We start from the raw sequence: 19,698 nt of genomic DNA on the forward strand, positions 1-19,698 counted from the left end.
AACAAATATTACAGCCCGCTTTTACCTAGAATGATAAATACTAGCTCGATAAAATAGTCATCGGCAGACTCAATATTGGATTTTCTGAATCGGCAAAGTGCATCATTACAGCTACATGTCCAGCTACTACAACTGCATACATAACCGCTGAAAAGCCTTGGCCATATTTATCTAGTGGCATTAAATGTGAATAATGACGGCCTCGCCATTCAAATACAATTTCCAGCGCACCTACAAACAAAAAGAATACCAATAACATTAAGCCAAATGTGTAGCTCAGCCATAAGCCAAAAAATACACCAAGTAAACATACGCTTAAACCAATCCATGAGCGCATTGAAAAACTGATACTTTTTAATACATGCCCGCCATCAAGCGGTAAAATAGGTAATAAATTAAATAAATTTAATAACGCACTAAGAACCGCAACACCTGCAAATATCTCCATCTCGGTGGCGTAATACAAAACCACACCCAACACCGAGGTTATTAAACCAAACGCGGGCCCCATTAGCGATATAACTACATCTTGCCAGCGAGTCGTTATTTTATCGTCACTTACAGCTAGCCCACCAACAAACGGGATTAAATAAATACCTTTGGTTTTTATACCAAAATATTTCATTGCTCGCACATGGCCGTACTCATGTACAACTAAACACCCAATCAGCATTAGTGCAAATTCAATACTAAATAACCACGCATAGCCTGCAACAGAAGCCCCGGCAAGCACTACTTTAATTATCTTAGCACTTTTAAAAAGCTTAAAACCTAATGCAGCCAAACCTAAAAAGCCTTTTTTAGGTGTCGCGTTTACCGGCGCTGGTAGCGCCAGTTGTGTCGCAAATTGCTCATCGACAAATAGCGCAATACTTTGATCTTCCACTGCCGCTGTATCAATACCGATTACTTTGTTGTCGTAAGTAAACTGATAGTAATTTTCACGAGGATTATCAAAGGTAATGGCTTGTTGCGCATGAAATACCTGCACAATTTTTTGCCCAGACACCATAAGCGAAAATGGCTGCTCGGCTAAAGTAAGATCTATTCTTATCATAATTAAGACCGTTTAAAACAATGGCGCTAGTATACCTAATCAACTTAAAAACACGAGTAAAGGTGCTCGGTAACTATTTTCAAAATAAAAGCGTTTGATACTGACAAAGTAAAAAAACACTACTACTTTTATAGTAATCATAAACTATACATTGAAAGGGATAACAGTGAACAAAATAGTGCCTAACATTTTAGTTGTTGACGACTCAAAAGCAATTTTGATCGTTATGGAAGCCATACTCAACGAATTGGGTATGTCTAACACTATAACTACGTGCTTGAGTGCAAAAGAAGCTCTTGAAAAAGTAAGAGAGGATATTAACTATTTTGATGCTATTTTTACTGATCTCAATATGCCCGAAATGGACGGCATGGAATTAATCCGTCATTTAGGAGAGTTACATTATCAAGGCGGGATAATTATTGTTTCTGAAATGGATCATAAAGTTATTAGTTTAGCTGCCAATCTCGCGAAACAACATAACGCTCACCTCATTGGTAATATTTCAAAGCCAGTGCAACTGTCTCAGGTAAGTAGGTTACTTACTAAAGTGGCGCAATTAAACAGTCACACTTTATTAAAAGAGTCAGCCATTTCAAAAGATGAGCTTATTAATGCATTAAAAAACGATGAAATAACGCCTTTTTATCAACCAAAAATAAACGCCGATAACAATAAAATTGAAAGTGTTGAAGTCTTAGCGCGTATTTTATCAAGTAAAGACGGCAATATTATTTTACCTAACCGTTTTATAAACACAGCCGAAAAACACAACTTAATTAATCAAATTACATTTTCTCTTTTTGAAAAGGCCACCAGCGAATTCAAAAATATGAAATCACAATTAGGTCATGATTTTAAGATGGCATTTAACTTATCGCCAACTCAGCTCGACGATCTAAACTGTCCTAATAAATTACTACTCATTTTAGAACTAAACCAACTCACGCCTAGTAATATAATTATAGAAATAACAGAACAACATGCACTCTCAAGTCTCATGCAATTAGAAACACTAAACAGATTAAGAATGCATGGCTTTGGTATATCGCTAGACGACTTTGGTGTTGGTTTTACTAATATGAATCAGCTTCGAAACCTTCCTTTTACTGAAATTAAAATAGACCGTTCACTCATTAGCCATATAGAAACAGATTTATTTTCTCAAGTAGTTGTAAGTTCGTTATTTAATATTACAAGTAAAGATAATTTAGATTTAGTGGCAGAAGGTGTTGAACGACCAGAAGAGCTCGTTTATTTGAGGCATTATAGAAGAAACTTAGCCATACAAGGTTTTTTATTTAGTCGTCCTAAACCACAAGACGAATTTATATCTTGGGCTAAAGATTGGCTGAAAACTGATGGCAGCCCCGCTTAAAGCGGTATTAATATTTAATCGGGGCTGGTTAACTAATTATCACCCCGAGTGTGTTTATCTTCTTCACTGACTATATGCGCACTACTTGCTAAACGTTTGTGCCAACGCTGCCTTGCTACTGCGCGCATATTAGTAGATTGGTCACGCTCATCTACAATCTCTAGCCCCATTAAAGCTTCAATCATATCCTCTAGCGTTACAATACCTTGCACGTCACCGTACTCATCTACAACTAGGCATATATGCGTGCGCTTTGTTAAAAGAGTTTGCAGTAACGACGATACATTTTGAGAACTCGGCACCGTATAAATAGGCTTAATCAATTTGCTAATTTTGTAATCGGTACCTAAACGATGAAATGCCAGCATAATATCGTTTTTATGCACAAACCCAACAATATCGTCGCTGTCTTTATCAAATACCAATATACGAGAAAATGACGACGAGCCGTGATCGTTTAAATACTGATTCACTGTTAAGTCTTTGTGGATTTTAAAAATTACAGTTCGAGGCGTCATTAAATCGCATAATTTTGCATGCCTAAAATGCAATAAATTACGAATTATTTCGGACTCATCCTGATGTAATGCACCCGACTCCGTACCTATATCAGCCATTGCCTCTATCTCTTGACGAATATAGTAAGCCTCATCGTGCGTTGGACCCATTAAATTTGTTAGCTTTTGTGCAAACCATACAAAAGGCTTTAGCGATATAACTAAAAACCGCAAAGCGTAAGTAACACTTGGCGTTAGAGCTCGCCAGTAATTAGCCCCCAAGGTTTTAGGGATAATTTCAGAAAGGATTAATACGAGGAATGTCATAATGGCTGATGCAATACCTACAGCCGCATCGGAAAACACGACAGCTGCCTGTGCGCCTACCCCAGCAGCACCCGCAGTATGGGCAACCGTATTTAAAGTTAAAATAGCAGCTAAAGGCTGATCTATATTGTTTTTAAGCTTTTCGAGCTGTTTAGCCAGCTCAGGGTGCTCTTTCCTAAGTGATGCAACATAGCTGGGCGAAATACTTAATAACACAGCCTCCATCACAGAACATAAAAACGAAATAACAATCGCCACTACCATATAAACTATCAGTAAAGTCACTTTCTCTCCTCTATATTGGATATGTGAGCATGGTATCAATACATGCTATATTTGGCCAAACTTCCAATAATAATAGGCATAATAATGAAATTTAGCGCACCATGGTGTCATCAAAATAAGCTATTTAAGCATGCAGCGACTCTTTTAACGCTTAGCAGCTTAAGCTTTGCTGCAATAGCTGCACCATTGGATAAATCAAAAATTCAGTTTATCGGCCCACTTGCCGAAGACATGCAGTTAAAGCCTTTTCAAACACCTCATGGCAATGCCATTATTAATAACCTATTGCCGCAACTACAAGCAGACTCAGATAGTTTTTCTGTATTTGGGAAAAAACAAAACTGGCAGCCGTTTAATAAAATCAATGCGCTCACTTTAGGTGGGTTACAGGCACTAAAATTTAATATTGAAACAACCCGCTTTACACAAGGTACGCTTACCTTAAAAGGGATTGAGCAAGGTCAGTTATTTATTAATGGCGAACTACAAACAGGCGATAAAAATAGCTATAAGTTAGCTTTAAATAACAGTACTCACTCTATTTTAATAGTAGCCCAACAAGTAGCTAATTGGCACGACGTAATGCTTGATTTTGCACCTAAAAGCGACGTTGATAAAATTACGCTTAGCGCCTCACAAACAAAACGCTTATCTGCAAAGCAATTGTTTGATGCCCCTACAATCAGCCAATTATCACTCGCACCTAATGCTAAGCAGTACGTTACTACTACTCGCACTTATAGCGATAAAACACAAAACCAAGCAAATACAGTTACTGTACTTAAAGATTCAGATAATCAAACGCTTTATCGCTTCGAAGCAGGCCAACCAAGTAACATTATTTGGAGTCCAGATAACCAATATTTAGTGTATTTGTTAAATGGTGAGCTTAAACAACTTAGCCGTAAAAACTTCTCAATAAAAACATTAGCAAACGATTTAGAAGGAGCCAATGGCTTTACCTTTTATAACGACACCAGTCTTTTGTTTAGCTGGTCTAAATCACCTGAGAGCACTAACAGCTTAACCAAGCACTATAAAGGTCTACAAGATCGCTGGTCGTATGCACGTACCACCAGCCAAATTTATATGCTTGATACTAAAAGTGGTTTAACAAAAGCACTTAGCCAAGGTCCTCTTTCTTACAGCCTTGAAGATTCAAATAGTAACCGTGGCAAAATATTAATGAGCCGCCCAGTAATGGCAATGCAAGCATCAACCCACCCTGAAACAGAGTTAGCCGAACTCGATTTAAAATCAAACAAGCTTTCATCGCTTGGTAAATTCAAAACGTTTAATTTAGCCAAATACGCAAATAAAGATATTTATGTAGTTGCAGGCCCTGACTTTAAAAATGGCGCAGGTAGAGCTCTACCAAAAGCAATGCTTGCTAATAACTACGACGGGCAACTTTACCTACTTACTGAAGGCGGTAAAAACGTAAAAGCACTTAGTAAACAATTCGATTCTGCTATTGGCCAACTGCACGTTTTAGAAAACGGCGATGCGCTCATTAAAGTAACAGAGCAAGACACTCAACCACTTTACCTATTTGATTTAAGTAAACAGCGCTTTAAAAAGTTAAATACAGGATTGGATATTGTTGAACAATTTAGTTACTCACACGACCGTAATACCGAAATTTTATTAAGTGGCACTAACGCTTTAGCGCCACAACAACTAAAGCGCCTTAACGTAAGTAAAAATAAAATAGATTTAATATGGGATTCAAAACCAAGTAGCTATGCAAATACACGACTCCCTACATTAGAAGAGTTTAATTTTAAAAATAAACATGGGGTTGAAATAACTGGCCGCGTTTATATTCCTAGCAATTTAGATAAAACTAAAAAGCACCCGGCGCTCGTGTATTACTACGGCGGCACTTCACCAGTTACGCGTGGTTTTACAGGTCGTTACCCGTTTAACTTATGGGCAGAAAATGGCTACGTTGTTTATGTAGTACAACCTACTGGCGCAACAGGGTTTGGACAAGAGTTTTCAGCGCAGCATGTTAATGCCTGGGGCGACTACACTGCAGACGATATTATCGAAGGCACGCAAGCCTTTTTAAAGAAATACAACTATGTTGATAGTAAAAAGGTAGGAAATTTAGGGGCATCATACGGTGGCTTCATGACCATGTTATTGGCAACTAAAACCGATATGTTTAGTGCTTCAATATCTCACGCGGGTATTTCTAATATTACTTCGTATTGGGGTGAAGGTTGGTGGGGTTACTTATATTCTGGTGAAGCATCAAAAAATAGTTTCCCGTGGAATAACCCTGAGCTGTACAGCCAACATAGTCCTGTATTTCATGCCGACAAAGTAACAACACCTATGCTACTTCTTCATGGTGATAGCGATACCAATGTACCTGTTGGCGAAAGCTTAACCATGTACACTGCGCTTAAACTACTTAATAAAGACGTAGAGTTAATCGAATACAAAGGCGCTGACCACCAAATTATTGCACGCGATAAACGATTTGATTGGTGGAACACCATGCTCGCATACTTTGATAAAAAGCTAAAAGATGAACCTCAATGGTGGGACTCAATGTATAAAAATGACTAAGTCTACCCCTTCCAAATAACAACTTAATACAGATTTATTAATTGTAGTATTAATTACTTAGCACCTTTTAATTAGTTTAAAGGTGCTAACCTCATCCTTCTATAAGGTCCTTTATGTCTTTGAAATATTAAGTTACCTAAAACTAACAAACACCCTTCTCAGCATTTACCTAATGGTGCTACCATACAAAGCTATAAGCATTCAAAATAAAGTACTATGGCTATTAATGTTTTATTGGTTGAAGACGATGAATTACTCGTTAAACGCATCCATAATCACTTTGCAAATACCGAATTTACAATAGAAGTTGACCCAACTGGCGCGGATGCACTTAGCATTGTAAGACAGCGAGTAAACTTGGGCGGTGTTATATCATTGGCCATAATCGACATTGTTTTACCAAAGCGCGATGGACTTCAGCTCGCAAAAGAATTAAACACACTTACCAATATTGGCGTTATTGTATTATCGAGCCGTGACTCCCAAGCCGACCGTATTACAGGCCTTGCACAAGGTGCTGATGACTATATTTGTAAGCCCGTCGATTTACTTGAGTTAGAACTACGTATGCGCGCGCTATATAAGCGTGTTGCCGTTAATCAAGAAGACGACGAAAGTGAAGAGTTTATAGAATATGCTGACTTTAAACTTCATCCCGATAACCGCACACTAATCACCGCTGCAGGCGTTGAATCACGCTTAACTGAAGCCGAACATAAAGTGCTTATTTGCTTAATTAGTAATGCAGGTAAAGCCACATGCCGTGAAAAAATATCAGAAGAAATAGGCCAGCCCGATTGGAGTCCAAACGATCGTACTGTTGATGTACTTATTGGTCGTTTACGTAAAAAATTAAATGACGAAAAAGATCAAAAACGCATTGTTACCGTTCGTGGTAAAGGGTATATGCTTTCTATTTAATACTTAGTTAATTGCGCAATAAGGCGCTCAAATGCGCGGTAATTAAGTGCCTCTTTAAGCTCATTTAAACTAATATTTTCAGTCCCTTTTAAATCACTAATAGTACGCGCCACTTTAATCACTCTATGATAAGAACGTGGCGATAAAGACAACTTCTCGCTTGCTCTGGCTAAAAACTGTAACTCTGCTGGCGCCAGTACACAGTGCACACTCATTTCTTTATTATTAAGCCTCGCATTAACCTTACCTTGGCGTTTTAGTTGTAGGTAATAAGCCGCTTCAACTCTTGCTCTAACCTCAGCACTACTTTCCTCCGGCTGAGTACTTTGTAGTTCAACACTCGTTAAACGAGGTAGTTCTATTTGCAAATCAATACGGTCAATAAAAGGCCCCGACACGCGCGATAAATAACGCATAACTTGATCGGGAGTTGCCCGCTTATCTGTATGACTCCCTGTTGGGCTTGGATTTAATGCTGTAATAAGCTGAAACTGCGCCGGAAACTCCATTTGCCTAGCTGCACGTGAAATAGTAACCGTGCCGGTTTCCATTGGCTCACGCAGTGAATCAAGTACCTTGCGTTCGAACTCAGGCAATTCATCCAAAAAAAGTACGCCATTGTGTGCCAGTGAAATTTCACCAGGCTTGGGATTTGAAGAGCCCCCCACCAAAGCAACAGCTGAGCACGTATGATGTGGATTACGAAATGGCCGCTGTCGCCAATTAGTTAAATCTATGGATTGTCCAATAATAGAGTAAAGCGCAGCTGTCGAAATAGCTTCATCGTCCGACATAGTAGGCATTATAGTTGCCATTCGCTGGGCCAGCATCGATTTACCAGTACCTGGAGGGCCTAAAAAAAGTAAATTATGTCCGCCAGCTGCAGCAATTTCGAGTACTCGCTTTGCACCGGGCTGACCTTTAACATCGCTTAAATCGAGCAAAAAGTCAGGGGCTTGCGTGCAGTCGGGGTACTCTATATTTAATGGCAAGGGTTGTTGATTAAGTAAGTCTCCCCACACTTCTTGAATAGAGCTTACGGCTTTGCGTTTAACGCCATTAACTAGGCTTGCTAGGCTGTCGTTTGCAAGAGGTAAAAAGCAGCAACGATCTTGCTCTTTTGCAGCAAGTACCGAAGGTAAAATAGCGTTTACACCACGCACCTCACCATTAAGAGCAAGTTCTCCGTAAAATTCATACTTATGAATGTCAGGGCACACAATTTGTCCTGAAGCGACTAAAATACCTACAGCAATAGCAAGATCAAAACGTCCACCATCTTTTGGTAAATCGGCAGGGGCTAAATTTACTGTTATTCGCTGATCAGGGAAGCCAAATTGAGAGTTTTCAAGTGCGCTACGCACTCTGTCTTTTGATTCTTTAACGGACGCTTCAGGGAGGCCTACAATATGAAAAGCAGGTAAACCATTTCCTAGGTGAACTTCTACAATAACTTCGGGGGCGTTTATTCCCACCTGAGCACGAGAAAATATACGAGCTAACGACATTCCTTATCCTAGTAAATGGTGTGATTACACCAGTCTAGTCAGGATATTTAAAAATGTGTAATGTGATCTGCCATTTTATCGCAGCTAAACGAAGCAACAAGGTCATTAGCATGCCTAATACCATTGCCATTTCAGTTACTAACGAAAAGCCTATACTTAGCGTGTAAACAGTACCACCAGCAATACAGGTAATAGCGTAAAGCTCGCCTTTTAATAGCATAGGAATTTCGCGGGCAAGTACGTCTCGAATTAATCCACCAAAGCAGCCTGTAATTACAGCCATAATTACAGCTGTCATATCCGGCATACCAGCAAGTTGCGCTTTTTGTGCACCCATTACGGCAAAAAAAGCCAAACCAAACGCATCGGCTGTTTGTAAAATATAATGAGGTATTGGTTTTTGTTTATTTATAAGGCGTGTTGTAACAAATACTGAAGCTAGTATGGCAAAAAAGTAACTTTGATCGTGTAACCAAAACACAGGAACATCTAAAATTAGATCTCGCACTGTACCACCACCAATAGCAGTTACCGTCGCTAAAACGACGACACCAAAGCCATCCATTTTTTTCTCGTACGCTAACAAAGTGCCCGACACAGCAAACACCGCAATGCCTATTAAATCAAACCAGTGATAAAGTTCTGTCATGTGTATTATTACTTAAAATATTTTAACCGTTTTAACATAAAACACTCTTTTTAAAAAATAAGTTATTTGTAAAACGTCATAGGTATTAGAGGGAAGTCATTAAATAAAGCAGAATATAAGGTATTTTACCAAATTCCAGACGCAAAAAATCACTCGATAAAGAGTGCTATTTTGTTTTGAATTTTTAGATATTTAATTTCAGTGGTTGCGGGAGCTTGAGTTTGTAAAAAGCGAACCGACGACCTTCGCTTACTTGTGCAAAGTGTTTTGCGTAGTAACGGTGAGTTTTATAATTATAGGAATTCATTAAACTGCAGACGCAAAAAATCACTCAATAAAGAGTGCGATTTTGTTTTGAATTTTTAGATATTTAATTTCAGTGGTTGCGGGAGCCGGATTTGAACCGACGACCTTCGGGTTATGAGCCCGACGAGCTACCAGACTGCTCCATCCCGCGCCTGAAATTTGTAAACTTGTTTAAAGTTGCTTACATTACAACTTGGCTTCCAATTAAAGAATTGGTTGCGGGAGCCGGATTTGAACCGACGACCTTCGGGTTATGAGCCCGACGAGCTACCAGACTGCTCCATCCCGCGCCTGTATATTTTAAGTCTATCGACTACTTTTTTTATCTCTTAAGCTAGAGTTATTACAGTAACCAACATTAGAAAATTGGTTGCGGGAGCCGGATTTGAACCGACGACCTTCGGGTTATGAGCCCGACGAGCTACCAGACTGCTCCATCCCGCGCCTGTATATTTTAAGTCTATCGACTACTTTTTTTATCTCTTAAGCTAGAGTTATTACAGTAACCAACATTAGAAAATTGGTTGCGGGAGCCGGATTTGAACCGACGACCTTCGGGTTATGAGCCCGACGAGCTACCAGACTGCTCCATCCCGCGCCTGTAATTTCTTTAAAACATTTTCGTAATATTTACGAGCCTGCCTTGAAGAGAGCGCTACTATATAGGAATAAACATTTAATGCAAGGCCTAAACTAATTAAAGTTGTTCAACCGAACAAAAAGCAATCAAATTACTATTCTGCGCTCAATCTTTGATGCGGATTAATCATTTTTTGCCATTCCCAGTCTGGATGTCCCATTACTATAAAGTCAGGATTCTCAGTACTCTCGCGTTGGTTGTACGTTAGCGGATTGAATTCTGCATCGGTAATACAACCACCTGCTTCTTCAACAATAACTTGTGAAGCACCTGTATCCCACTCTCCCGTTGGACCAATTCTTAAAAAACAATCTGCTTTGCCTTCTGCAACAGTACAAGCTTTTAAAGAACACGAACCAATAGCAATAGTTGTAAACTGACTATTTAAATACTGACTCACCGCTTCTATTTTTTGGCGGCGGCTCACTGCAAGCGTCAAGCTCTCTGGCGGCGCTACAGATATTTGCTTATCAATTGAGTTTTCACGTTTAAAGGCACCATTTTTAGCTGTAGCAAAATAGGTCACACCTTTTGCAGGCCAATGAATAACACCAAGCACTGGGTGGTTATTTTCAATCAATGCAATATTTACTGCAAAGTCGCCACTTTCTAAAATAAACTCGCCTGTACCATCCATCGGATCGAGCAACCAATAACGCTGCCAATCTTGTCTGTCGGCAAGTGCAGGTATAGGTGTTTCTTCCGACATAATTGGGATATCGGGCGCTAAGACTTTTAATCCAGCAACCAGTACGTCATTTGCTGCTAAATCAGCTTTGGTAACAGGCGTGTTATCTGATTTCTCTTGTTGGCCAATATCGCCTTTTTTATAAATGGCCATAATTGCATCGCCAGCACGCTCAGCTAATTCAATACACGGTTCGATTAATTTATTCATCGGCAGCTCCAGATGCTAAATACTTATCTAATAATAGCAAAGCTGCAACACTGCGTGCTTCGGTAAAATCTTCTTGGTCTAATAATGACTGCCACTGAGTTAATGGCCACTTAACAACAACAAGCGGCTCTGGTTCGTCGCCAATAAGGGTTTGTGGGTATAATTGCTTAGCAAATAAAATATGCATAGTGGCATTAAAGTAACTCGGCGCCATTGTTACTGTTCTTAATGGTTTAAAATACTCAGCACCAAAGCCAATTTCTTCTTTAAGCTCTCTGTTAGCAGCTTGCTCTGGCGTTTCGCCCGGATCGATTAATCCTTTAGGAAAACCTAACTGGTAATCGTTTGTGCCCGCACAGTATTCACGTACAAGTAGTAATTCGTTGTCTGCACTTAACGGAACAATCATCACTGCTCCCCGGCCACCGCCGCGAATTCGCTCATACTGGCGCTCTTCGTTATTAGAAAACTTTAGCTCTAAAGACTCCACAGTAAACAGGCGGCTTTTAGCGACAACATTGTTACTGAGGATTTGTGGTGGTGTTGGGTGCTTTTTCTGTGTCATTGGCGTTAATTTGCTATCATGGCAGTTAGTTCAATAATAAACCTTATAAGTTGAAATTCCTATGTTAAATTGGTCAAAAATCGATACCGTTTTGCTCGACATGGATGGAACATTACTCGATTTACATTACGACAGTCATTTTTGGCTTAACGTTATTCCTGCGCAACACGCATTAGCAAGGGGCATTAGCCTAGATGCAGCTAAAGCAGATATTTTAAAACGCTATCAAGCTGTGAGCGGTCAAATACAGTGGTATTGTTTAGATTATTGGGAGCAGCAATTAAGCTTGCCTATAATGGAGCTTAAACGAGAATCTCAGCATTTAATTAAAATGCGCGAAGACGTACCTCATTTTTTAACTGAGCTTAAAAAAGCAGGCAAAGAGTTAATTTTACTTACCAACGCCCACCCTGAGAGTATCATGCTTAAATTTGAGCATACAGCGATTGATAACTACCTAGATGGCGTAGTGTCGACTCATGAATATGGAGTAAGTAAAGAGCAACAAAGTTTGTGGCACCAAGTACAAAAAGACTTAGGGTTTAATAAGCAGCGCACTTTGTTTGTAGATGACAGTGTGCCGGTTTTGAATGCCGCACGAGAATACGGCATTGAGCACTTACTTGCAGTTGCTAACCCTGATAGCCAACAACCGCATAACGAAATAGCCGATTACCTGAGTGTTACCGACTATCGTAAGATTATCTAACTCAACTTACGTGACTTAAATTTTTGGGTAACGCGCTTCTAGCCCTTGATATACTAACTTTGCAAAATCTGCATGTTCTGTATCAAGGCTTTTAACTACTTCAACTAAATGCTCGTTATCTTCTTGCCCATTCCATTCTTTAATATAGCTACCATCTTTGTAACCGTGATCTTGGCGGAAAAAGTTTAACGTGTTTTTACCTACGTAGCCGCGATATAAATCATCAATATCCATACCCATTTGCGCCATACAGCCGGCAAAGGCACCTGCATTAAACGTTTTATCAGCAACAGCAGACGCCGCCAATATCTCTAGTGTTTGTTTAAAGTCATCAGCTTGTTGAGCATTGCTAAGCTCAGTTTCAAGTTGCTTTGCTAAGTCTTCGTAGCTAGTTTCACCGTCAATTCTAAGCGATAGACCAAAATGAAAAATATCAACCAACTCTAAAATAACTTGTTCAGTATCTGGTGTTTGTTTTTTCCACCATTTCCAACCATGATGATCCAACATTTCAGCACACTCAACCCAAATAGCGCGGTACCATTCAAACCCTTGAGTAAACCATTGCTCATGTACTTTAGTATTCATGGCGTTTTGCATTTCTAGCATCACTACTAGCTTGTTTAAATTGGCAGACATATCAGTTCCTGTCGTTTTGATTGGCGTAATGTTCGTTGGTGTAATAATACAGATAAAATGCTGATTGTGCATTGCTGTATATTTTTATTAGTGTGCTAGTTATGTTTATCGTGACGTCGTAAACTCATGCCATGAATCAATTAAATCAATGAAATCTTCAAAGCCACAACCACTACTTAAACCATTTTCTTCAAGCGCTAAATCGTCATCTTGATACGCTATTAGGTCTTCGCTGTCTTGATGAAGCGCATGGGCTTCAAATAATGCTTCGTCTTTCGTTAATATTAAATCTATTTCTTGGCCTTTTAGCGTTAGCGGCTCATAGCTTGAACTCACCGATGCAATAAGCGCTTGCACCATGGCTACTTTGTCTTTGCCTATTTCTTCGTTTAGCCAGCGACCAATAATAGCGTGTTCACTGCTTATTTTAATACGTAGCCCACTAATAGGGTCGCGAATAAATTGATATTCCATAGGGTTTGCCTGTAAATCTTTAATTGGGTAATTATATACGTAAACGCCCGTAAACCACAGGACATATAAAGTAAAATAGCGCCACATGGGCGCTATTTTACTCAACTTGAAAACCGTTAACTTCGCGATCTATAACGCGCTGCGTCAATAATCGACCATAAGTAAATAATAGGCACAAGTACAAAGCCTACAAGCACATAAATTAGTGCGTAACTTATTATAATAGCGAGTGCAAAAAATATAGCCGCTAAAATACGCCCTTGCACTAACTGCCCTAAACCAGGAAAAAATATATTACATAATGCTGCGATTACGTTACCGCCAGAACCTTGATCTGCCATACTAACCTCTGTATTTATTTGATTTTATAATTATTTACTTACACACTCTATGCCAATTTATTAAAGCTTACAAATCAAATAGTTAAATTAGTCTAGATTTAGAGAGTTAGTAAATTTTGCTAACTTTAGGTCAAATTAGCAATTTTTGTTATGTGTTTGCACTTTTCTATTCGCTCAATTAATTAGCAAGTTACTCGTTTTGAACACTATTTTATAAATAGCTGTTTATAAAAACAGTATTTTATTTAGCCTAACAAAAACACCTGTTATACTGGCCACAATATTGATTAAAAAGGCGTAACGATGGACGTTTCACAATTACTCGATGGCTTAAATGACAAACAACGCGATGCCGTTGCAGCCCCACTACAAAACATGCTGGTATTAGCAGGTGCTGGGTCTGGTAAAACACGAGTGTTAGTTCATCGTATTGCGTGGCTTATGCAAGTTGAGCAAGCCTCCGCTTACAGTATTTTTGCAGTTACTTTTACTAATAAAGCCGCTAAAGAAATGCGTGGCCGCGTTGAAGAAACACTAAAAGCGCCTGTAGGTGGTATGTGGATTGGTACTTTCCATGGTTTATCGCATCGTATTTTACGTGCTCATCACCGTGAAGCTAATTTACCAGAAGCCTTTCAAATTTTAGACTCTGACGATCAGCTTCGGATGATCAAGCGCTTATTAAAATCGATGAATATTGATGATAAAAAATGGCCTGCTAAACAATTTGGCTGGTACATAAGCGCCAAAAAAGATGAAGCACTTCGCCCTAAAGATATTCAAGCCTACGATATTAATGAGCAAATGATGCTGCGTGTTTATGCCGCCTATCAAGAGGCCTGTGATAGAGCGGGCCTAGTTGATTTTGCTGAAATATTACTACGCAGCTACGAAGTGTTAAAAAATAACCCTACGTTACTACGTCATTATCAGCAACGCTTTGCACATATGCTCGTAGACGAGTTCCAAGATACAAATACCATTCAATATGCTTGGTTAAAGTTACTTGCTGGCGATACTAACAGCATTATGATTGTAGGCGACGATGACCAAAGCATTTATGGTTGGCGTGGTGCTAAAATCGAAAACATTAAACGTTTTTTAACTGACTTCAGTGCAGAAACCATTCGCCTTGAACAAAACTACCGCTCAACAGCGACTATTTTGAAAGCGTCTAACGCATTAATTCAAAATAACTCAGAACGTATGGGTAAAAGCTTGTGGACCGACGGTAACGACGGCGAGCCAATCTCTATTTATGCAGCATTTAATGAGTTAGACGAAGCACGCTTTGTAAGTAGCAAACTACGAAGCTGGTTAAATGCAGGTAATGCCCTACAAGATGCCGCAATTTTATACCGTAGTAACGCGCAATCTCGTGTACTTGAGGAGGCCATGCTGCAAGAAGGCTTAAAATACCGTATTTATGGTGGTATGCGATTCTTCGAACGACAAGAAATTAAAGATGCGCTTTCGTATTTACGCCTAGTAGGTAATCGTCAAGACGATGCCGCGTTTGAGCGTGTAATTAATACGCCAGCACGCGGTATTGGTGATAAAACATTGAGCCATATACGAGATTGTGCACGAGCAGAATCGTTACCGCTTTGGTATGCCGCAAAAGCAATTGTAGAACAACAGCACTTATCTGGTCGTGCCTCTGGTGCAGTAAGTAAGTTTGTAGAACTTGTTGAACAAATAGAAGATAAAATTAGCGATCTAACTTTGCATGAGCAAGCCAAGTACACAATTCAAACATCAGGTTTGATGGCAATGTACCAAGCTGAAAAAGGTGAAAAAGGCCGTGCTCGCGTAGAAAACTTAGAAGAGCTAATTAGCGCATGTGACCAGTACGAACTTCCTGAAGACGAAGAATACAGCTCGCCTTTACAAGGCTTTTTAGCACATACATCACTTGAGTCAGGTGAAGGACAAGCAGAAGAGCACGAAGATGCCGTTCAAATGATGACACTTCACTCAGCTAAAGGCTTAGAGTTTCCGTTAGTGTTTATGGTGGGCGTAGAAGAAGGCATGTTCCCTTCTCAGCAAAGTAACGAAGAGTCTGGTCGTTTGGAAGAAGAGCGCCGCCTTTGTTATGTAGGCATGACACGAGCAATGGATAAGTTATACATTAGCCATGCTGAGAGTCGCCGTTTATACGGGCAAGAAAAATACCATAGCCCATCACGCTTTTTACGCGAAATACCTGAGGACTGCGTTGAAGAAATTCGTATTAAAACACAGGTTTCTCGCCCGCCTGCCGCCGGGCGTTTTAGCGCATCAGTTAGCCATGCCGCATTTGAAGACAGTGGCTTTAACTTAGGGCAACGAGTTTTGCATGCTAAGTTTGGTGTTGGTACCGTACTTAATTACGAAGGCAGTGGCGCGCAATCTCGCGTACAAGTTAACTTTGACGACCTTGGCAGTAAATGGTTAGTAACGGCCTATGCACGATTACAAGCTGTATAAAGCTCACCTAAATGAGTTAGAACAACAACTAGCTGGCGCGTATCATCGTCAGCTAGTGTTGATTACGGGCAGCCCTGCTTGGTGTTATGAATTACTTAACTCATTAATAGATGAAAACAATACACTTGTTGTATCAAAGCAGTGCGCGATTAAAAATTCGTACTGGCCTACTCGCACTCACCAAATTTTAGGGCAAGAATTTGCTCATGCTGTTTACGATGGTTTTAGTGGTTTACACCCTGATAAACTTGCAGCACTTACCGGCACCGTTAAAGCAGGCGGTATACTGTTTTTATTACTGCCCGAATTAAATGATTTAGCCTCTTGGCAAGACCCCTCATTAAGTACAGTGCAATCACACGGTCAGAGTATTGACTACAGTTTATTTAATCAACGTTTCGCGGCTATTATTAAGCAATTACCCGCTTTTCATTTTAGTGAAAAAAATGGCTGTATTAGTAATCTCGTCAGCTCTGTTACGCATAATAAAATTGATTATGTACCACAGCAAAACTGCGTTGAACAAATAGTAAAAATAGCTAATGGTCGCGCCAACAGGCCTTTACTCATTAATGCTGATAGAGGTAGAGGCAAGTCGGCAGCACTTGGCTTAGCAGCCGCAAAATTAGCTGATAAAAAAGTAATTATTTGCAGCACTCAGTTTAAAGCGACCCATAGTAGCTTTAAACATTTAGCCAACGAGCTGAGCCTTCAATACAACGCTGAACATAAACAGCTTGCCAACTTGCACTACGTTGCACCTGACGCGTTATTAAATGCATTACCTGAGTGCGATTTATTACTCATTGATGAAGCTGCCGCGATCCCTGTACCGTTACTGCTAAAAATGCTAGCTCATTACCCTCGTATAGTCTTTGCAAGTACACTGGTTGGGTATGAGGGCAATGGTAGGGGTTATACCATTCGCTTTAGTAACTATATAAAAGCGCACTATAAAGCCTCTAAAGTTGTAACGCTTGATGAGCCACTGCGTTTTGCTAAACACGATCCCCTCGAGAAGCACATTCGCACCTTGCTTGCACTCGGTGCACAATATAAAGAGTTAAGTAGTGAGCAATTAGAGCAGCCAGTTCATAGCGAAATAACTCAGCAATCCCTTGTAAACAATGAGCCTTTACTGCAACAAGTTATTGCCCTGCTTGCATTGGCTCACTATCAAAGTAGTGTAAACGATTTACGCCAACTACTAGACGCACCATCGCAACGAATATTCATCAGTAAAATTAACAATCAATTAGTTGGTGTATGTTTAATCGCAATAGAAGGTGGTTTAAGTGAAGAACTTGCTCTACAGGTTATAAGCGGAGAGCGCCGCCCACAGGGTCATTTAATGGCTCAAACCCTCTCACAACTTAGTTTTAATAATGACTACTTAACACAGTTGAGCGCTCGCGTTGTACGAATAGCGATTGATCCGAGTTCTCACACTATGGGTTTTGGTAAAAAGCTACTTAGCTATTGCGAGTCGCAAGTAAAAAGCCAATGTAGTTGGTTTGGTGCAAGCTTTGGCGCAACAGCGCAGCTACTTAACTTTTGGCAAAAACAAGGGTTTGATACCGTAAAACTGGGTTATCAACGCGATAAAAGCACAGCTGAACATTCAGCGCTTGTGGTTAAATGCTTAAGCAACAAAAGTGCAATTATTAGACCTTTGAAAAAGCAGTTTAAAAACGACTTTTTTTATGCTCTTTTAACACACTTTAAAACACTAGATTGGCAACTTGTAAGTATTTTAATTGAAGGATTTAGCGATGAGTTAGTAAGCCCCGAGACTCGCGAACGAATAGCCTTGCTCGTAAACAGTAACTTCACTCAATTTAGTATCTCTGCGACTCTTTGGCAGGTAGTAAACCAGTCTCCTTCTTGTATATCTCTATTAACAGGGCCTGATAAACAACTTCTAATAAAGTTAGTGCTTCAAAACGAAAGCGATGAAAAAGTGATTCAACAGTTAGATTTATTAGGAAAAAAGGAGCTTGAAAATCAATTTAAACGTGTCGTAAAAAACTTCACTAGTGCCTTAAAATAACCCCTAGTCACCTTATCTCTATTAAATCTTATCCATCTTTAAGCTATTTATTTAATTTGTTCTATCCTTAAAGCATTAACAGGTAAATTAAGATAAAGGCATGGAATTAATAAACTTTAAAGTGGGCTGCAAAACAATTTCACTTAAAATACTCGATATTTTATTAACAGAGCGCTTTGACAATAATCTAACAACTTTACCCAACAATAATAAAAGCTTTATTGGTGTTAAAGATTATATGGATATACCAACGCCTGTGTTTGATTTAGGTATTATTTTAAATAATATCTCAACCGAACAAAGTAATGCGCATGTACTAAAACAACTAAGAACATGGCAAGAAAAACTATTAAACTGGTTCAATACCCTTCAAAGTAACTTATCAAATAGCTCGGCTTCTATTTCAAGCAATGATGCAGAACTACAAGATTTTGTTCTGTTTTACAAAGAGTTCAACACCGATAATGAAGACTTAAAACTAACAATGTCTCGACTTAACGAACCTTTCCAATCATTGCTAGAAACGGTAAAAGAAGCTATATCAGCTCATAATCAAAGCGATTATAAACAAGTATCAGCTCTGCTCGAAAAAATTAAGCGTAATAGCCTCATTCAGCTCGAGCGCTTGTTTGAGTCAGCCAAAGAACAGATAACCCTAGACTTTTTACCACTAAGGACGGTTTAAACCCGCATGTTGGATTATTAGTAGATAAGGTCGAAGATAATATCGACTATAAAAAAGAAGACATAAAACCACTAGATAAGCTTACTGAAATTGGTTTTGATATAGATCCACAAACTAAAAATATGATGCGTGGGCTAATCAAACTCGCCGAAAAACACAGTGTATTAATTGATCCAAGCGTAATATTTAAACCTGCTCAATTAGAAAAGCACGCAAGCGAAAAAACTGAAGCCTACGGGCTATTTTAAAACCTTTAAACTTAGTTCTATAATTTAAATGCTAAAGTAGGGTAACTATTGATCGTTTTGGGTAGATCGTAATTGAACAGAGTTAGCGTCCTGAGTCCAAATTCACTTTTCTGCAGACGTAAAAAAGCCCGAATCGTTAGATTCGGACTCTCTACAATTTGAAGCCTGTGTAATGTCGTAGTGCCCACAGCGATGGAGAGCCACAGTGCAAATGGGATACTATCATCGGCCGGGGCTCGCCTTCGAGCTGTTTTGTTTCACTACTGAGTTCGGCTTGGGCTCTTGGCTATTTATTAAATTTTAAACAGCAAAAAACCCGTCACATTGCTGTAACGGGTTTCTTTAATTTGGAGCCTGGTAATGTCCTACTTTCACATAGCAAATGCTACACTATCATCGGCGCTGTTTCGTTTCACTACTGAGTTCGGCATGGAATCAGGTGGGTCCAAAACGCTATTGTCACCAAGCAAAT

Annotated in this window: 15 protein-coding genes, 4 tRNA genes, 1 rRNA gene and 1 pseudogene; 7 read left to right on the top strand and 14 right to left on the bottom strand. The window is 39.5% G+C overall.

Annotation, left to right across the window (positions count from 1 at the left end):
* Positions 1 to 40: 40 nt before the first annotated feature.
* Positions 41 to 1,057, bottom strand: coding sequence for a metalloprotease (locus tag I6F40_RS02785; protein WP_166376361.1), 1,017 nt, complete (start codon positions 1,055 to 1,057; stop codon positions 41 to 43).
* Positions 1,058 to 1,223: 166 nt separating this feature from the next.
* Between I6F40_RS02785 and I6F40_RS02790 the strand changes: the two genes are divergently transcribed.
* Complete coding sequence (locus tag I6F40_RS02790) at positions 1,224 to 2,435, top strand: EAL domain-containing response regulator (RefSeq protein WP_166376360.1); 1,212 nt, start codon at positions 1,224 to 1,226, stop codon at positions 2,433 to 2,435.
* 32 nt (positions 2,436 to 2,467) lie between these two features.
* On the opposite strand, the gene I6F40_RS02795 is transcribed toward I6F40_RS02790, so the two are convergent.
* On the bottom strand, positions 2,468 to 3,544 hold the full coding sequence (locus I6F40_RS02795) for a hemolysin family protein (protein ID WP_166376359.1): 1,077 nt from the start codon (positions 3,542 to 3,544) through the stop codon (positions 2,468 to 2,470).
* Positions 3,545 to 3,628: 84 nt separating this feature from the next.
* On the opposite strand from I6F40_RS02795, the gene I6F40_RS02800 reads away from it, so the two are divergent.
* On the top strand, positions 3,629 to 6,124 hold the full coding sequence (locus tag I6F40_RS02800) for an alpha/beta hydrolase family protein (RefSeq protein ID WP_197192452.1): 2,496 nt from the start codon (positions 3,629 to 3,631) through the stop codon (positions 6,122 to 6,124).
* A gap of 216 nt (positions 6,125 to 6,340) precedes the next feature.
* Positions 6,341 to 7,045: a response regulator transcription factor gene (locus I6F40_RS02805; protein ID WP_197192453.1), complete on the top strand. Its 705-nt coding sequence runs from the start codon at positions 6,341 to 6,343 to the stop codon at positions 7,043 to 7,045.
* Here the strand turns inward: I6F40_RS02805 and I6F40_RS02810 are convergent.
* The 8 genes from I6F40_RS02810 to nudE all read right to left on the bottom strand — a co-directional run bounded on the left by I6F40_RS02810 (position 7,042) and on the right by nudE (position 11,611).
* Positions 7,042 to 8,553, bottom strand: a complete 1,512-nt coding sequence (locus I6F40_RS02810) for a YifB family Mg chelatase-like AAA ATPase (protein WP_166376356.1) — start codon at positions 8,551 to 8,553, stop codon at positions 7,042 to 7,044. The two genes, I6F40_RS02805 and I6F40_RS02810, sit on opposite strands and share 4 nt — an antisense overlap.
* Positions 8,554 to 8,587: 34 nt before the next feature.
* Entirely contained in the window at positions 8,588 to 9,202 is a 615-nt protein-coding gene (locus I6F40_RS02815; RefSeq protein WP_197192454.1) for a trimeric intracellular cation channel family protein, read from the bottom strand.
* A gap of 380 nt (positions 9,203 to 9,582) precedes the next feature.
* Positions 9,583 to 9,659, bottom strand: a tRNA-Met gene (locus tag I6F40_RS02820).
* 62 nt (positions 9,660 to 9,721) lie between these two features.
* Positions 9,722 to 9,798 (bottom strand) — tRNA-Met (locus I6F40_RS02825).
* Positions 9,799 to 9,875: 77 nt separating this feature from the next.
* Positions 9,876 to 9,952 (bottom strand) — tRNA-Met (locus tag I6F40_RS02830).
* A gap of 77 nt (positions 9,953 to 10,029) precedes the next feature.
* Positions 10,030 to 10,106: transfer RNA gene (locus I6F40_RS02835), tRNA-Met, on the bottom strand.
* Positions 10,107 to 10,242: 136 nt separating this feature from the next.
* Positions 10,243 to 11,046, bottom strand: coding sequence for a 3'(2'),5'-bisphosphate nucleotidase CysQ (gene cysQ / locus I6F40_RS02840; protein ID WP_166376355.1), 804 nt, complete (start codon positions 11,044 to 11,046; stop codon positions 10,243 to 10,245).
* Entirely contained in the window at positions 11,039 to 11,611 is a 573-nt protein-coding gene (gene nudE, locus I6F40_RS02845; protein WP_007586548.1) for an ADP compounds hydrolase NudE, read from the bottom strand. Before nudE ends, cysQ begins: the two co-directional genes overlap by 8 nt.
* 61 nt (positions 11,612 to 11,672) lie before the next feature.
* Here nudE and yrfG point away from each other — a divergent pair, with 61 nt between their 5' ends.
* Complete coding sequence (yrfG, locus tag I6F40_RS02850) at positions 11,673 to 12,320, top strand: GMP/IMP nucleotidase (protein WP_166376354.1); 648 nt, start codon at positions 11,673 to 11,675, stop codon at positions 12,318 to 12,320.
* Between the two features lie 15 nt (positions 12,321 to 12,335).
* Here the strand turns inward: yrfG and I6F40_RS02855 are convergent, their stop codons facing one another.
* The 3 genes from I6F40_RS02855 to I6F40_RS02865 all read right to left on the bottom strand — a co-directional run bounded on the left by I6F40_RS02855 (position 12,336) and on the right by I6F40_RS02865 (position 13,774).
* Positions 12,336 to 12,959, bottom strand: coding sequence for a dUTP diphosphatase (locus I6F40_RS02855; RefSeq protein ID WP_007586550.1), 624 nt, complete (start codon positions 12,957 to 12,959; stop codon positions 12,336 to 12,338).
* A gap of 105 nt (positions 12,960 to 13,064) precedes the next feature.
* Positions 13,065 to 13,433 (bottom strand): YacL family protein, encoded by a 369-nt coding sequence (locus I6F40_RS02860; protein ID WP_024592461.1) that lies wholly within the window; start codon positions 13,431 to 13,433, stop codon positions 13,065 to 13,067.
* A gap of 116 nt (positions 13,434 to 13,549) precedes the next feature.
* Positions 13,550 to 13,774: a hypothetical protein gene (locus I6F40_RS02865; protein ID WP_002963009.1), complete on the bottom strand. Its 225-nt coding sequence runs from the start codon at positions 13,772 to 13,774 to the stop codon at positions 13,550 to 13,552.
* Between the two features lie 303 nt (positions 13,775 to 14,077).
* Here I6F40_RS02865 and uvrD point away from each other — a divergent pair, with 303 nt between their 5' ends.
* The 3 genes and pseudogenes from uvrD (at position 14,078) to I6F40_RS02880 (ending at position 19,226) form a co-directional block, all read left to right on the top strand.
* Positions 14,078 to 16,243 carry a DNA helicase II gene (gene uvrD / locus I6F40_RS02870; protein WP_007586555.1) on the top strand — a complete coding sequence of 722 codons (2,166 nt, stop codon included), beginning with the start codon at positions 14,078 to 14,080 and terminating at the stop codon, positions 16,241 to 16,243.
* Positions 16,221 to 18,293, top strand: a complete 2,073-nt coding sequence (locus I6F40_RS02875; RefSeq protein WP_166376353.1) for a GNAT family N-acetyltransferase — start codon at positions 16,221 to 16,223, stop codon at positions 18,291 to 18,293. The genes uvrD and I6F40_RS02875 overlap by 23 nt, the downstream gene beginning before the upstream one ends.
* Positions 18,294 to 18,393: 100 nt before the next feature.
* Positions 18,394 to 19,226, top strand: a pseudogene (locus I6F40_RS02880) (chemotaxis protein).
* A 352-nt stretch (positions 19,227 to 19,578) separates the two neighbouring features.
* On the opposite strand, the gene rrf reads toward I6F40_RS02880, so the two are convergent.
* Positions 19,579 to 19,693, bottom strand: a 5S ribosomal RNA gene (gene rrf / locus I6F40_RS02885).
* Positions 19,694 to 19,698: the final 5 nt, after the last annotated feature.

The organism is Pseudoalteromonas sp. SWXJ133 (assembly GCF_015864365.1).
Lineage (GTDB): Bacteria > Pseudomonadota > Gammaproteobacteria > Enterobacterales > Alteromonadaceae > Pseudoalteromonas > Pseudoalteromonas arctica.